At 63.3% G+C, this 13456-nt stretch carries 15 protein-coding genes; 6 read left to right on the top strand and 9 right to left on the bottom strand.

All coding sequences use genetic code 11. From position 1 onward, the window contains the following. Positions 1 to 15: 15 nt before the first annotated feature. From QU596_RS01030 to QU596_RS01015, 4 genes are read right to left on the bottom strand one after another with little or no spacing between them, the layout of a single operon-like run. Positions 16 to 672 carry an NnrU family protein gene (locus tag QU596_RS01030; RefSeq protein ID WP_308516473.1) on the bottom strand — a complete coding sequence of 219 codons (657 nt, stop codon included), beginning with the start codon at positions 670 to 672 and terminating at the stop codon, positions 16 to 18. Continuing rightward, positions 669 to 2075, bottom strand: coding sequence for an amidohydrolase family protein (locus QU596_RS01025; protein ID WP_308516472.1), 1407 nt, complete (start codon positions 2073 to 2075; stop codon positions 669 to 671). Before QU596_RS01025 ends, QU596_RS01030 begins: the two co-directional genes overlap by 4 nt. After that, positions 2072 to 3478 carry an amidohydrolase gene (locus QU596_RS01020; RefSeq protein WP_420030931.1) on the bottom strand — a complete coding sequence of 469 codons (1407 nt, stop codon included), beginning with the start codon at positions 3476 to 3478 and terminating at the stop codon, positions 2072 to 2074. The genes QU596_RS01025 and QU596_RS01020 overlap by 4 nt, the downstream gene beginning before the upstream one ends. After that, the gene (locus tag QU596_RS01015) at positions 3478 to 5289 is read right to left on the bottom strand and encodes a peptide MFS transporter (protein ID WP_308516471.1); all 1812 of its coding nucleotides are present in this window, start codon (positions 5287 to 5289) and stop codon (positions 3478 to 3480) included. Before QU596_RS01015 ends, QU596_RS01020 begins: the two co-directional genes overlap by 1 nt. Before the next feature lie 113 nt (positions 5290 to 5402). Between QU596_RS01015 and QU596_RS01010 the strand changes: the two genes are divergently transcribed. From QU596_RS01010 to QU596_RS01000, 3 genes are read left to right on the top strand one after another with little or no spacing between them, the layout of a single operon-like run. Then, a complete protein-coding gene (locus tag QU596_RS01010; RefSeq protein ID WP_308516470.1) occupies positions 5403 to 5987 on the top strand; it encodes a nitroreductase family protein in 585 nt (194 codons plus the stop codon). Positions 5988 to 6026: 39 nt separating this feature from the next. Then, the gene (locus QU596_RS01005) at positions 6027 to 6383 is read left to right on the top strand and encodes a GntR family transcriptional regulator (RefSeq protein WP_308516469.1); all 357 of its coding nucleotides are present in this window, start codon (positions 6027 to 6029) and stop codon (positions 6381 to 6383) included. Positions 6384 to 6420: 37 nt separating this feature from the next. Next, the gene (locus QU596_RS01000) at positions 6421 to 7335 is read left to right on the top strand and encodes an L-threonylcarbamoyladenylate synthase (RefSeq protein WP_308516466.1); all 915 of its coding nucleotides are present in this window, start codon (positions 6421 to 6423) and stop codon (positions 7333 to 7335) included. Here the strand turns inward: QU596_RS01000 and msrA are convergent. Beyond that, positions 7307 to 7858, bottom strand: a complete 552-nt coding sequence (gene msrA, locus QU596_RS00995; RefSeq protein ID WP_308516465.1) for a peptide-methionine (S)-S-oxide reductase MsrA — start codon at positions 7856 to 7858, stop codon at positions 7307 to 7309. The genes QU596_RS01000 and msrA overlap by 29 nt on opposite strands. 43 nt (positions 7859 to 7901) lie before the next feature. Further along, entirely contained in the window at positions 7902 to 8609 is a 708-nt protein-coding gene (locus QU596_RS00990) for a PilZ domain-containing protein (protein WP_308516464.1), read from the bottom strand. 132 nt (positions 8610 to 8741) lie between these two features. Between QU596_RS00990 and QU596_RS00985 the strand changes: the two genes are divergently transcribed. Together QU596_RS00985 and QU596_RS00980 are read left to right on the top strand one after the other, a co-directional pair. Then, positions 8742 to 9128: a response regulator gene (locus QU596_RS00985; protein WP_308516462.1), complete on the top strand. Its 387-nt coding sequence runs from the start codon at positions 8742 to 8744 to the stop codon at positions 9126 to 9128. Then, positions 9125 to 9961: an EAL domain-containing protein gene (locus QU596_RS00980; protein ID WP_308516460.1), complete on the top strand. Its 837-nt coding sequence runs from the start codon at positions 9125 to 9127 to the stop codon at positions 9959 to 9961. The genes QU596_RS00985 and QU596_RS00980 overlap by 4 nt, the downstream gene beginning before the upstream one ends. Here the strand turns inward: QU596_RS00980 and amaB are convergent, their stop codons facing one another. Further along, positions 9962 to 11422, bottom strand: coding sequence for an L-piperidine-6-carboxylate dehydrogenase (gene amaB, locus QU596_RS00975; RefSeq protein ID WP_308516458.1), 1461 nt, complete (start codon positions 11420 to 11422; stop codon positions 9962 to 9964). Further along, on the bottom strand, positions 11419 to 12573 hold the full coding sequence (locus tag QU596_RS00970; RefSeq protein WP_308516456.1) for an aminotransferase: 1155 nt from the start codon (positions 12571 to 12573) through the stop codon (positions 11419 to 11421). The genes amaB and QU596_RS00970 overlap by 4 nt, the downstream gene beginning before the upstream one ends. 98 nt (positions 12574 to 12671) lie before the next feature. On the opposite strand from QU596_RS00970, the gene QU596_RS00965 reads away from it, so the two are divergent. After that, positions 12672 to 12920: a glutaredoxin domain-containing protein gene (locus QU596_RS00965; RefSeq protein ID WP_308516454.1), complete on the top strand. Its 249-nt coding sequence runs from the start codon at positions 12672 to 12674 to the stop codon at positions 12918 to 12920. Here the strand turns inward: QU596_RS00965 and QU596_RS00960 are convergent. Further along, entirely contained in the window at positions 12917 to 13417 is a 501-nt protein-coding gene (locus tag QU596_RS00960) for a PilZ domain-containing protein (RefSeq protein WP_308516452.1), read from the bottom strand. The two genes, QU596_RS00965 and QU596_RS00960, sit on opposite strands and share 4 nt — an antisense overlap. Positions 13418 to 13456 lie beyond the last annotated feature (39 nt).

Raw genomic sequence — 13456 nt, 5'->3', positions numbered from 1 at the left:
GCGTCTCTAGCGCGCTTAGCCGATCCAGCGCCAGATTCCCGCCGGCATCGGGTGCGCCCATGTCGCAATCAGGAACAGCAAGGTGCCGCCGATCAGCGCAACAGCACCCGGATTGCCCACACCGCGGCTGAACGGAATGAAGGCGGTCTGCGCCGTCCATTCGTGCCACGCCTCGCCCATCTGCGCGGCCTTCTTGCTGTCCTGTCCCGCCGCACCGAACAGCGCGAGGACGAGGATCGCGCCGTCGAAGACCATCGCCTTGGGCATCGCGACGACGGCCAGATGAACCGCAGCCCATGAGGCGAAGCCCCACATCATCGGATGGCGCGTGATGGTGAACACGCCATGCGGGCCGCCACGCGGACCTTTCGCACCGGGCAAAGCCGGGTTCTTCACGAACGAACCGACGAACAGGACGGAACCAAGCCACATCAGGATCGTGCCGGCGACCCAACCAGCCTGACCGGCATCCCACAGCGGCGGCTCGCGGCCAATGACCCGGTAGAAATAGATCATCAGGCCGAACAGGATCAGCGAAATCAGCGAATAGACGCCCTGAAAGGCCTTCTCCCCCATCGCACGGACCATCGGCCCGCGCAGCGGATGAGACATCAGGAAGTGCGTTCCCACGAACGCGAGAGCGGACAGGAAGAGGCCAGCCTGCGGGGTCAATGCCGGTACGCCTGCGGCAGCGTGCTGGGCCTGAGGTCGCGATAGCGGTCGCGAAGGCGGGTTTGGTGAGTATCGAGCGGTTGCCGCACGCCATCGATATACACTTGTTCCGCCGCGCTGGCGACTTCCAGCGGATCGCCAGACCAGACGACGACGTCGGCCCGGCGGCCGCTGGCGAGGCTGCCGATCTCGCTTCCCATGCCGACCGCTTCGGCTGGCCGAGAGGTGATCAACGCCAGCGCCTCGCCCCAGCTGACGCCGGCGGCGCCGGGCAGCTTCTGCAGCGCAACGAGGTTGCCGGCATATTGGCGCTGATTGAAGATGTAGCGCGTGTCGCTGTCGTCAATCATGCCGATCGACACCTTCACACCCGCGCGGCGCATGCGGCCGATATTCGATTGGGTAGCCGCAATCTGCTCAAACGCGGCCGGCAGGTCGTTCACCGCCGAGGCGATGACGGGAATGCCGGAGCGCGCAATGCGGTCGGCCACGGTCCAGCCTTCGCTGGCGCCAACCAGCACCAGCTTCAGCGTCGGAAATTCCCGGCCAAGCTCGATGACCTGCAGGATGTCGCTGGCGCGCTCGGCATGGACGAGGAGATACTGACGGCCCTGCAAGACCGGCACGAGCGCCGCTGCGTCGAAGCGGGTGAGGAGGACGTCGTCGCTCCGCCGTGCGTCTGGCCCGAGCGTGCGCGATTCATTCGGGTTAGTGACCACCGCCGACTGCGAGGTGCCGCGTGCCGCTCCCCGCAACGGCGCGGCGAAACGCCGCAATTCAGCGGCTTCGCGCAACGCGTTTCGGAATAGCACATGCGCGGAAGAGCGGGAGCCGCCCGCCTTGTCCTTGCCGGTCTCTCCCAGCTCGACGAACTGGAATTTCCGTGGCGCCGTGATCGGGTCCATGTCCGCGCCCGTATCGATGACCGCGCCCTGCCCGGCGAAAATGCTCTTGCCGACGTTGGGCACGACGAGCGCACGCGTGACACCGTCCGCGCGGTTCACGGCAATCGGGGTGGCAAGCGGATTGATCGACGGCACGACATCCAGCGCCGCGCTGAACGGTCCGTCCGCCGTGGTGTCGTTGGAGCCATCCGCCGACAGGTCCACATCACTCAGGCCGAGGCGGGAGAAGCCGCCGACGATGCCCGGCGTGACCCATTTGCCGTGCGCATCGATGACTTGCATTCCGGCCGGCAGCTTGAACTGCATCCCGCCCGCAGCGACGATCCGCCCGTCGCGAACCAGCACAGTCCCATTCGGGATCGGTTCCGACCCGTCGCCAAGCGCGACAGTCCCGCCGACGATGGCGAAGGTCTGGGCATTGGCCTTCCAGCCAACGAAGGCACCGGCCAGCCCGCAAACGATCCCCGCCGTTCCCCACCATGACAGGCGCCGCGTCATTTGACGTCTCCCTGGCCGGGCTGGCCAAGCTCGAAGTCGCTGACCGGCCGCCGCTTGGGATCGTTGGCGTCGTACATCAGCGCGCCGTCGATCCAGACGCGCTCGGGCCGCGAATAGTCGCTGAAGGGATCGCCGTTCCACAGCACGACGTCGGCTTCCTTGCCCGGCGTCAGGGTCCCGGTCTTGTCGAGGATGCCGAGCGCGCGCGCCGGATTGCGTGTCAGCCAGGTCCAGGCGACTGCTTCATTGAGGCCCGGAATGCCGGCGCGGATGCCGTCGCTGAGCGCCTTCGACGCTTCCTGGTTCAGGCGCTGGATGCCGTTGGGGTCGTCGGAGTGGACAATCGCGCAGGCGCCGGCATTGTGCACGAAGGGGATATTTTCCTTGATCGCGTCATAGGCTTCCATCTTGAAGCCGTACCAATCGGCCCACATCGCCGCGCAAATGCCATTGGCGGCCAGCAGGTCGGCGATCTTGTAGGCTTCAACCGCGTGGTGGAACGCCGAGATGCGATAGCCGAACTCCTTCGACATATCGATCATGTTGGCCATTTCGTCCGCGCGATAGCAGTGGTTGTGGACGAGGATCTTGCCGTCGAGCACGCCTTTGAGCGTGTCCATGGCGAGATCGCGTTCCGGCATGTCGCCGCCGTCTTTCTCGTATTTGTCCCATTTGCGCTTGTAGTCCTGCGCCTTGGCCCAAGTCTGACGGGATAGCGCGATATTGCCCATGCGTGTGCCGGGCATGTTGCCCTTCGATCCGTAGACGCGCTTAGGGTTTTCGCCGCAGGCCATCTTGAGCCCGTAGGGTGCGCCGGGGAACTTCATGCCCTGCACCGTTCGCGCCGGAACATTCTTGAGCACGACCGAGCGGCCGCCGAACAGATTGGCTGAGCCGGGCAGGATCTGCAGCGTGGTCACGCCGCCGTTGATCAGTGCGCGGCTGAAGCCGGGGTCTTGGGGCCAGACGCTATGTTCGGCCCAAACCTCGGGACGGACAGGACCTGTCGCTTCGTTCCCGTCGGAATTGCCCTCGACACCGGGCGACGGATAGTCGCCAAGGTGGCTATGGACGTCGATGACGCCTGGGGTGATGAACTTGCCCGTGCCGTCAATCTCAACGTGCGGCCCTTGGAAATTCATGCTTTCCGCGCCGCCAGAAGGGGCGACCCAAGCAATCTTTCCGTCCACCAAACCGACTTCGCCGTCGTTGATTTGCCGCCCCTCGCCGTCGAAAACGGTGGCGTGACGGATGACCGTCGGCACGCCCGGATAGCGAGCGTAGGTCGAAGGATAGGGATCTTCATTGATGCGGATGGGGGGCGGCCCCTTCGCCTCGCCGCCCATGCCGGCGCAAGCCGACAGCGCCAGAGCGATCAGCGAAAGCGCGCCCCCTTTGTGCATCAATTAACTCCGTGCATCCATTTCTTGAGCGGCCATGACAGCAGGAACAGCGCTACACCCGCGCCGATCGCGATCCATGCGATGGTCGTGAACGTGTGCATGTAGGTGTCCAGACTGACCTTCAGGTTGGTGACCTGTCCGCCAACCGTATCGACGCTGGAGAACTGGGCCACGATCCCAGCGAAATATTGCGCAACCGAGATCGACAGGAACCAGACGCCCATCATCAGCCCGACGACGCGGGCAATGGACAGCTTGGTGATCATGCTGAGCCCGACCGGTGAGATGCAGAGCTCGGCAAGCGAGTGGAACAGGTAAAGGCCCGCGAGCCACCACAAGCCGACCTGCCAGTTGTTCCCCGCACTAGCGAAGGTCGAACCCCACACCAGGAAAAGGAAGCCGGCACCGACGCCCGCGAGCGCAATTGCGAACTTGACGGGAATCGACGGCTCTAGCCCCCGTTTGGCGAGGGTCGTCCAGACGATGCTCATGATCGGCGCGAAGACGACGATGAAGAACGGGTTGAACTGCTGCGTCTGCGGCGCCGACATTGTGAACAGGCCGAGGAAGTCGCGATTGGTGTTCCGGTCCGCGAAGAGCGTCAGCGACGATCCCGCCTGCTCGAACAAGGTCCAGAAGAAGACGTTGAAGACGATCAGGACCATCGCCGCGGTCATCATCTGTGCCTCGGTCCGCGTGCCCTTGGCATAGGACCATGCGAGGATAGCGGGAACGGCGATGATGAACGTGCCGAACAGCAGCTTGCCCATCAGCGAGAGCGACAACAGGTAGCCGACGAAGCCCGACCCTTCCGCCGGCGGCGGCGAGTTCATCAGGTTGAAGAACAGGAACACGAGCACCGGCACCGCGATCAGCGCGCCGATGTAGATCATGACATCCTTGTTCGGCGCGCCGTCCGGCCGGTCGCCATATCCCGTGAGACGGCCGCCATCGAATTGCATCAGGCCATAGCTGATCAGCATGCCGACACCGGCAAGGCTTAGGCCCGCCCACCAGCCGAGCGTATCGGCCAGGATCGGACAGAAGAACTGGCCGAGTACCGAGCCGAGGTTGATGCCCATGTAGAAGATGGTGAAACCGGCATCGCGGCGCTTGTCACCTTGGTCGTAGAGCGTACCCACGATGGTCGAGATATTCGGCTTGAAGAAACCGTTGCCGACCGAGATCAGCGACAGCGCGATCAGCATGATCATCACCGTCAGCGAGTTGCGGTCCGCGCCCGCCTCGAAGCCGCCCTTGGCGACGCGTTTCACTTCGGTGCCGTTGTCGAGCAGCGAGACCGAGCTGTCCTCGTTACCGCGGATCTGCAGCTTCTTGCCGTTGTCGACGACGAAGCGCGCCTCGTTCGGACTGCTGGTCGGACGGTCCACGAAATTGTCGACGACGACCTCGTAACGTTGCCCGTCGATCATTGCATAGGGTTTGGCCGGCGAACCGCCGAAGGCGAGCGTGAAATAGCCGATGGCCATGACCAGCGCGCCGAACTTCACCGCGCGCTTGGAGCCGAGGAATTGGTCGGCCAGAAGGCCGCCGATCAGCGGGGTCAGGTAAACCAGCGCGGTGTAGCCGCCGTAGAGGCCAGTCGCCTGCTGGTCGGAAAAGAGGAAGTGCTTGGTCAGATAGAGCGTCAGCAACGCCCGCATGCCGTAATAGCCGAAGCGTTCCCACATTTCGGTGGTGAACAACCGTGCCAGCTGCCGCGGATGGCCAAACCAAGTGCCCTTGTCCGCTGGATTGGTCTTGCCCGAAGCAGGCGAAAACGGTTCTTCGACGCCTGGTGTATCGACCATCCGGTATTTCTCCCCACGCGCCAGCCCGGCGCAATCGCGCGACCCTAGCGGTGAATCCCCGCTTGTGAAGCGCATTGTTGATGAGGGCGCTGTCTCCTATCTGGCCTGCAACCATGCTGAACGACACATCTTCCATCCTGTCGCTGCTGCAAACGCGGCGATCGGGAAAGCCGCGCGAACTGGTCGGGCCTGGCCCATCCCCGACCGAGCTCGAGCAGATGCTGACCATAGCTGCGCGCACGCCCGACCATGGCAATCTGGAGCCTTGGCGGTTCGTCATCGTTGGCGACGATCAGCGCGACGCGTTCGAAGCCGTTCTTCAGCGGGCGCTGCGCGAGGAGGAACCCGACGCCCCCGCGGCAAAGGTCGAGAAGGAGCACGCGTTTTCCCATTACCAGGGCGCATTGGTCATTCTGATCTCGGCCCCCGTTCAGGGCCACAAGGTGCCTGTGTGGGAACAGGAACTGTCGTGCGGGTCGGCAGCGATGAACCTGCTGCTGGCAGCCCACGCCTTTGGTTACGTGCCTGGTTGGGTCACGGGTTGGCGGACGTATTCCGACGTCGTGCGCAACGCCTTCTGCAAGGCGGATGAGCAGATTGCAGGGTTCATCTTCATCGGTCACGAGAGCCGCGAACTCGAAGACCGGCCGCGCCCGGCGCTAGATGAGGTCGTCAGCGTTTGGCAGCCGCCGCAGTAAGCCATTGAACTTCTTTGCGATCCGCTGTATTACTACAGCATGACGCTACGCACTCAGCACGAAAAGCCCGTTTACGTCCGCCTTCGCGAGACCATCGCCGACGCGATCATGGCGGGCAAATATGCTGATGGCGACCCGCTTCCGTCCGTCCGCGCACTGGCCGCCGAACAGCAGGCCAATCCGCTTACCGTCGCCAAGGCTTATCAGGGTTTCCAGGACGAAGGCCTAGTGGTCGTGAAGCGCGGCGTCGGCATGTTCGTCGCCGAGGGTGCGCGGGCACGGCTGAGCGATTCCGAACGCAACCGCTTCCTCAAGGAAGAATGGCCCGAGATTCGCGCGCGCATGCGGCGGCTTGGCATCGACGCCGAAGACCTGCTGGAGCGCGAACGCGCCTGATATTCCGCACGGCGGGAATATCCTCTAGCCGCGAGGCGTGCAGACCCACGTTCTGAAATTCGACGATGCCACGATAGCGGAAGCTGCTGGCTTGATCCTCGCCGGGCAGTGCGTCGCCGTGCCGACGGAGACCGTCTATGGCTTGGCGGCCGATGCGACCAATGGCGAAGCCGTCGCGCGCATCTACGAAGCCAAGGGTCGACCGTCGTTCAATCCGCTCATCGTGCACGTCCCCGACCTCGCCGCCGCGCGTGAGATCGGCGAGTTCGGAGAAGAAGCGGAAGCGCTGGCGACACGGTACTGGCCAGGCCCGCTGACGCTCGTCGTCCCACTTCGCGAAGCAGCGCAGATCGCCTCGATCGCCACCGCCGGCTTGCCGACCATCGGGCTTCGCGTGCCGGCGCATCCAGCGATGCAGGCGCTACTGCGCGCGGCGGGGCGGCCGCTGGCCGCGCCCTCCGCCAACGCAAGCGGCGCAATCAGCCCCACCCGCGCCAAACATGTATTGAAAAGTTTGGGGGGACGCGTACCGCTAATCATAGACGGTGGACCGACGGAACGCGGCATCGAGTCCACGATCGTCGCGGCGACGGGAGGACCGTTGCGGCTATTGCGCGCGGGTCCGATCCAGGTCGACGCGCTCGCCAGCGAAGGTGGGAAGATCGAGGCGCCCGGGCAATTGGCGAGCCATTATGCACCATCGAAGCCCTTGCGTCTCAACGCGTCCAGTGCGGAGCCAGACGAGTTCTGGATCGGCTTCGGAGATCTTGCCGGCGACGCGACACTCAGCGCCGACGGTGATCTAACGGAAGCCGCGGCACGGCTATTCGACGTGCTGCACCAAGCAGATGACGCTGCCCAATCAAGAATCGCCGTGGCGCCGGTCCCTGAAACAGGTCTCGGCGCCGCGATCAACGACCGGCTCAGGCGGGCTGCGGCCCCGCGCTCTTGAGACGCGCCTGGAAGCTCTTGCGGAGCTTCTGCAGCTTGGGCGGGATCACCGCGAGGCAGTACGGATTTCGCTGCCCCTCGCCGGCCCAATAATCCTGATGATAATCCTCGGCAGGATACCATTCAGCCTTGGGCTCGATGGTCGTCACGATCCTTCCGGCGTGATCAGCGTTGGCGCGCTCAATGCCGGCACGAGCTTTCTCCGCCTGCTCGGCATCCTGGGGGAAGATCGCTGATCGATATTGCGTCCCCACGTCGTTGCCCTGCCGGTTGAGCTGGGTCGGGTCGTGGGTCGCGAAGAAGATGTCGAGGAGATCGTCGTAGCTGATCTGGTCGGGGTCGAAGGTGATGCGGATCGCCTCGGCATGGCCGGTATCCCCGCCACAGACCTGCTTGTAGGTCGGATTGGCGACCTGTCCCCCCGTGTAGCCGCTTTCGACCTTCTTCACGCCGACCACGTCCAGGAACACTGCTTCGGTGCACCAGAAGCACCCGCCCGCGAGCACCGCGACTTGTTCCGCCATCCTATCCGCTCCTGCTGATTGCCTGAGCGGAATGTAGGAACCCTCAGCCGGCTTTGTAAGCAGCCTTCAGGCTGGCGAGCTCGAGCCGCTTGCCGACCCATTCTGACAATTGCTGGAACTCGAGCGGCTTGTCGAACACGATGCCGGCCTTGCGGTCACTGTACCAGCGGACTTCGCCCTTGATCGGATGGAGGCTCTCCACCACCACCACGACCTGCTTGCCGACACAATATTCCTCGATCGGCTCGACCTTGATTCCGGCGAGCGAGATATCGTGAACGTCGACGGTATAGTAGGTCTTGCCGACCCGGACCGAAGCCTTGCATGGGATTTCGAGGCGGGGCGGACGGGGGCGAAATCCGTGCCGTGGTTTGCGGCCGGCGAGCAACTCTCCGAGGTCGAGATTCTGCTCAAACTTCAGGCCCACCATGTCGCCACGGATCCACACAACTGTCGCCGGAATGCGCTGCGAAGAAAGTTCGATGTTCACTTGCTCGCCGGTGGTCGGCGTACGGGTTACGATGGCCATTACGCCGCCAGCAGACAAATTTTTGATTTTGACCAACTGCTCGCTGCCACTGGAATCGACAAGCTTGCCCACGCGCAGCATCGGCGACATGCGCTCGTCCGAGCGGCGCTCCTCGGGACGCGGCACGGCCGTCGAGAGCGAAACCGTCGTCGACTCGAAGGCCGCGTCCGTGCTGCTCAGCGGCTGACCGGAAATTTTGCGACGGATAAGGTCCGTGAACATGCGAGAATTCCGTCTCCAAATGAGGCGATCGGCGCCAATTTGGGACTTTATTGGGGATAGGGTTAAAAAGGCGTTGAGAATTGTTGATCTAAAGCGTTGTACCCGCTTACGCCTCCCGTGGGGAGATTAGAGATGCCGCAGCCGCGCCTGCTGCTGATCGATGACGAGCCGGTCCTCGCCGACTATCTGGCGAGCGCGGCGCGTACCTGCGGTTTCGAGCCGGTAATCACCGAGCGCGACGCGGACTTCAGGCAATATTTCTTGGCCAATCGTCCGGAGATGATCGCCGTTGATCTAGGTATGCCTGTCGACGGCGTGGAACTCATCCGCTTTCTGGCTGATCACGAATATCGCGGGCCGGTACTGATCGTCAGCGGCTTCGATCGACGGGTGCTGGAATCGGCGTTCCGTCTCGGCGAGGCCTTGGGCCTCAACATGGCCGGGCCGGTTGAGAAGCCGGTGCGCCTTGAAGTGCTCGAGGAATTGCTGAGCAAGGTGAAGGCCACCCTCGTCATATGAGCCCGCAGGCGGAGCTGGCGATCGTTCGCGGCCTGCAACGGGCGCTGGATCTGCAGCGGCTGCGGATGATGTACCAGCCCAAGATCTCGACCCGGGACGGCAGCCTTCGCCAGGTCGAGGCCCTGGTCCGCTGGACGGATCCAGAACTGGGCGCCGTCAAGCCGTCTGACTTCGTGCCGCTGGCGGAAGAACACGGGCTGATTCACGAACTGACGCAGTGGGGCCTGCGCACCATTCTGCGGCAGTGGCTCGACTGGCGCGAAGTCGGCCTCGACACCTGCATCGCCTTCAACATCTCCGCGCTTAGCTTGCAGCATCTCGATTTCCCGGATCTGGTCGAGCGGATGTGCCGCGCGCTTGACGTGCCGCCAGACCGCATCGTGCTGGAGCTGACGGAGGGCGCGACGCAGCCGCTGGTCAAGCTGATGGACGCCCTCACCCGCTTTCGGATCAAGGGCATCGGCCTAGCAATCGACGATTTCGGCACCGGCTATTCGTCGCTGATGCAACTGCGTCAGCTGCCGTTCACGGAAGTGAAGATCGATCAGGCGTTCGTCGCCGATGTCCCAAGCTCACGTGATTCCCGGCTGATCATTCAGGCTGTGACCGAACTGGCGCATGGCCTGGGGCTTACGGCGACCGCGGAAGGGGTCGAGACGATCGACCAGCTTCGCGCCATCCGCGAACTTGGCTGTGACGAAGTGCAGGGTTATCTGCTGGCACCTCCAATGGAGCCGGAGGAATTGCCGGGCTGGGTCTTCAAGTTCCGGCGGGCGTGGCCGGCGATGATCGCCGAGGAGAAGCTAGCCTTGTGGGGCGATGTCGAAGCCTGATCAGGGTGCGACGTCGAACTTGATTCCTTGGGCCAACGGAAGGTCAGCGCCGTAATTGATCGTGTTCGTCTGCCGCCGCATGTAAGCTCGCCAACTGTCCGAGCCGCTTTCACGGCCCCCGCCGGTTTCCTTCTCGCCGCCGAACGCGCCGCCGATCTCTGCCCCTGACGGGCCGATGTTCACATTCGCGATCCCACAGTCGGACCCCGCCGCGGACAGGAAACGCTCGGCCTCGCGCAAGTCGTTCGTAAAGATCGAGGAGGACAGTCCCTGTGGCGCGGCGTTGTTCAAGGCCATAGCGTCATCCAGATCGCGGTAGCGCAAGACGTAGAGGATCGGCGCGAAGGTCTCCGTCATGACGCGCTCATCCTGGGTCTCGACTTCCACCAGCGTGGGACGGACGTAGACGCCGCCCGGGACCGCCTCGACGCGCCGGGCGTCCGGCAACACCAATCGCATGGTGTCAAACGCGGCATTGTCGATGAGCGGGCCGATGAGCGTTGACGGGTCGCGGGGGTCGCCGATCTGCACGGAGTCAAATAATGATCTGACCCTTGCAATGAGCCTGTCGGCGATGCTTTCGTGAACGATAAGGCGCCGCAACGTGGTACAGCGCTGACCAGCCGTCCCGGCTGCCGAGAACAAAATCGCCCGCGCCGCCAGTTCGAGATCCGCCGTCGGCGTGACGACGGCCGCATTATTCCCACCGAGCTCCAGCAGCACGCGCCCAAAGCGCATTGCTACGCGGGGGCCGACCACGCGGCCCATGGCCGTTGACCCCGTCGCGGAGACGAGGGCAACCCGCGGATCATCGACCAGACTCTCGCCAACCTCACGGTCACCCTGGACAAGTTGCACGAGATGATCCGGCGCGTCACCGAAACGAGCCAACGCTCGCTGGACAATAGCCATGACGGCTTCCGCGCATAATGGGGTTTTCTCGCTGGGCTTCCATATTACGGAGTCGCCGCAAACCAGTGCTAGCGCGGCATTCCAGGCCCATACCGCGACTGGGAAGTTGAACGCGCTGATGACCAGTACCGGGCCAAGCGGATGCCATTGCTCCATCATCCGATGGCTTGGACGTTCGCTGGCGATAGACAATCCGTAGAGCTGTCGCGACAGACCTACCGCGAAGTCGCAGATGTCGATCATCTCCTGCACTTCGCCCAAACTCTCCTGGACGATCTTGCCCGCTTCCAAGGTGATCAGCAGCGCAAGTTGCTCCTTCGCTGCCCGAAGCTCCTCGCCCAGCAGACGAACCAACTCACCACGACGGGGCGCCGGCACCCGTTGCCACTGCGCGAAGGCTCGTGCCGCGGACATTGCAGCCTCGGTCGGATTGCCGACCTGGACCCGCCCGATTTCAGCCCCGTCTATTGGCGAGGTGCTAACCAAAGGGCCGGCGCTGACGATCCCAAAATCACGGAGCAGCGATCGCGCCTGATCCGCGGGCCTCACAAGAACAACTCCCTGGCCTTCGCCATGGCCGCGACGCCAGCATCAATCGTCTCGTCGCGTTTGCCGAAACAAAGCCGAACGAATTGGCCGGAAGGCGGCTGTTCCGAGAAAGGCGACAGGGGGATAATTGCCACACCCGCCCGTTCGACGGCAGCGTTTGCAAAATCCTCGTCCCTTACGCCGACCCCCGACCTCTCCAGATCCACACAAAGAAAATAGGTCGAGACGGATGGGGCGACGGTATAACCGGCGCGGGTTAGGCCCTCGACCAATCGATCGCGCCCCCGCTGAAAGTCGCGCCGCATTGGGACCAGCCATTCGTCGCCCTGATCAAGGCCGAATGCCACGGCAGCCTGGAGATTTGGCGCCGTTGCGAAGGTCAAAAACTGGTGCGCCTTGGCGAGCGCGTTGCTCATGGGTTCGGGCGCCACGATCCAGCCAACTTTCCAGCCGGTGAGCGAGAAAATCTTGCCGGCCGATCCGACCTTGATCGTCCGTTCGGCCATCCCCGGAAGCGTTGCGAGCGGCGTGAACTCCAAGCCATCGAGCACGATATGCTCCCAGACCTCATCGCTGATGACAATTAGGTCGCTCCCCACGGCGCACTTCGCAACGAGGTCCAATTCTGCACGGTCGAACAGCCGGCCAGTCGGATTATGCGGGTTGTTGAGTATGATCGCGCGCGTTCGTGGACTAACCGCTGCATCGAGCGCGTCGGCCTCGATCCGCCAGTCGGGCGGTTGCAGCGCCACCTCGATCGGGGAGCCCCCTGCCCTGCGGATCATCGGCGCGTAGCTGTCATAGGCCGGCGTGAAGACGATAACCTCGTCACCGGGCTCCACCGTCGCCAGAATAGCCGCGCCGAGAGCTTCGGTTGCCCCGCTGGTGATACAGACGTTGGCTGCTGAGAAATCCTGTCCGAAATGGCGTCGATAGTGGTACGCAACGGCTTCACGAAGCGCGGGTAGGCCGCGCGAGGGGGCATACTGGTTGGACCCCTCAAGCAAGGCACGCGCGGCCGCCTCAAGAATTTCGGGTGGCCAGCCGAAGTCGGGAAAGCCCTGCCCGAGATTCACGGCACCTTGCCTGGCCGCAGCCAGCGACATCCGCTCGAAAATGCTGGTCGGCATGTGCTCGTACAGGGGGTTCATTAGCGCGGCATAGCGCGACGAACGGCCTGTCGCGAGGCCGCAACTTTCAAGCGTAGCCGCGCATTCTGACTGCAACCTAATCAATCATGAGGCCGAACATGTCCGAACGTCATGCCACCTTGTATCGAATGAAGCTGCCGAGCCACGAATGCCCCTTTGGCCTGAAGGCCAAGACCATGCTGGAGGATGCCGGTTACACGGTGGATGATCGATTGCTGACAACCCGCGAAGAGGTGGATGCTTTCGAGACGGAGCAGGGCGTTTCGACAACGCCGCAGATTTTCATTGCCGGCGAGCGCATCGGCGGCAGCGAGGACTTGGAACGCTTTCTCGCCGAACGGGTCTAGAAGGTCAGCGCGGCCTCGACCGCGCGTAACGGGGCCGCCAGTATCGCGTGAACCCAAAGCACGCCGGTGACCGCAAGAAATAGCGATATTGTCACCACCGCGGCGAATTGCATTGACCTTCCATGGTGGCGGAACCGGTTAGGCCGTGGCGACCGCCGTCGGTCGACCAATGTGCCATGTTCAGCCACCAATCGCAGGGCGCTGCACGCCCCGGAGGACAGGATCTCGTCGACCGGCATGCTGTCCTCGCATCGCAGCCCAATCCTGGTGCCGTCGCGCCACATGATCCGTGCGCTAATCACATAGCGCTCGCGGCGAATCTCGATCATCGTTCCTTGTGGAGCGAGATGCCCCGTCTGGATCAGCATTCCGCGCGACGAAATGTTCAGGATGCAGGCGTCGCTCCATTGTGAACCGCAACGCAGGCGTGCCGGAAGGACGACTCGTCGCCGCAATTCGCGTGGGCGTAGCCCGCTGTCCCTGTTCAACCCCCGCATGGCGCAAGGATTAAATGGCGGCGAGTGGCCTGTTCCTAA

This window comes from Sphingomonas flavescens (assembly GCF_030866745.1).
In the GTDB taxonomy this organism is placed as follows: domain Bacteria; phylum Pseudomonadota; class Alphaproteobacteria; order Sphingomonadales; family Sphingomonadaceae; genus Sphingomicrobium; species Sphingomicrobium flavescens.
Note: the sequence above shows the minus strand (reverse complement) of the source record. Positions and strands in the feature narration are given on the sequence as shown.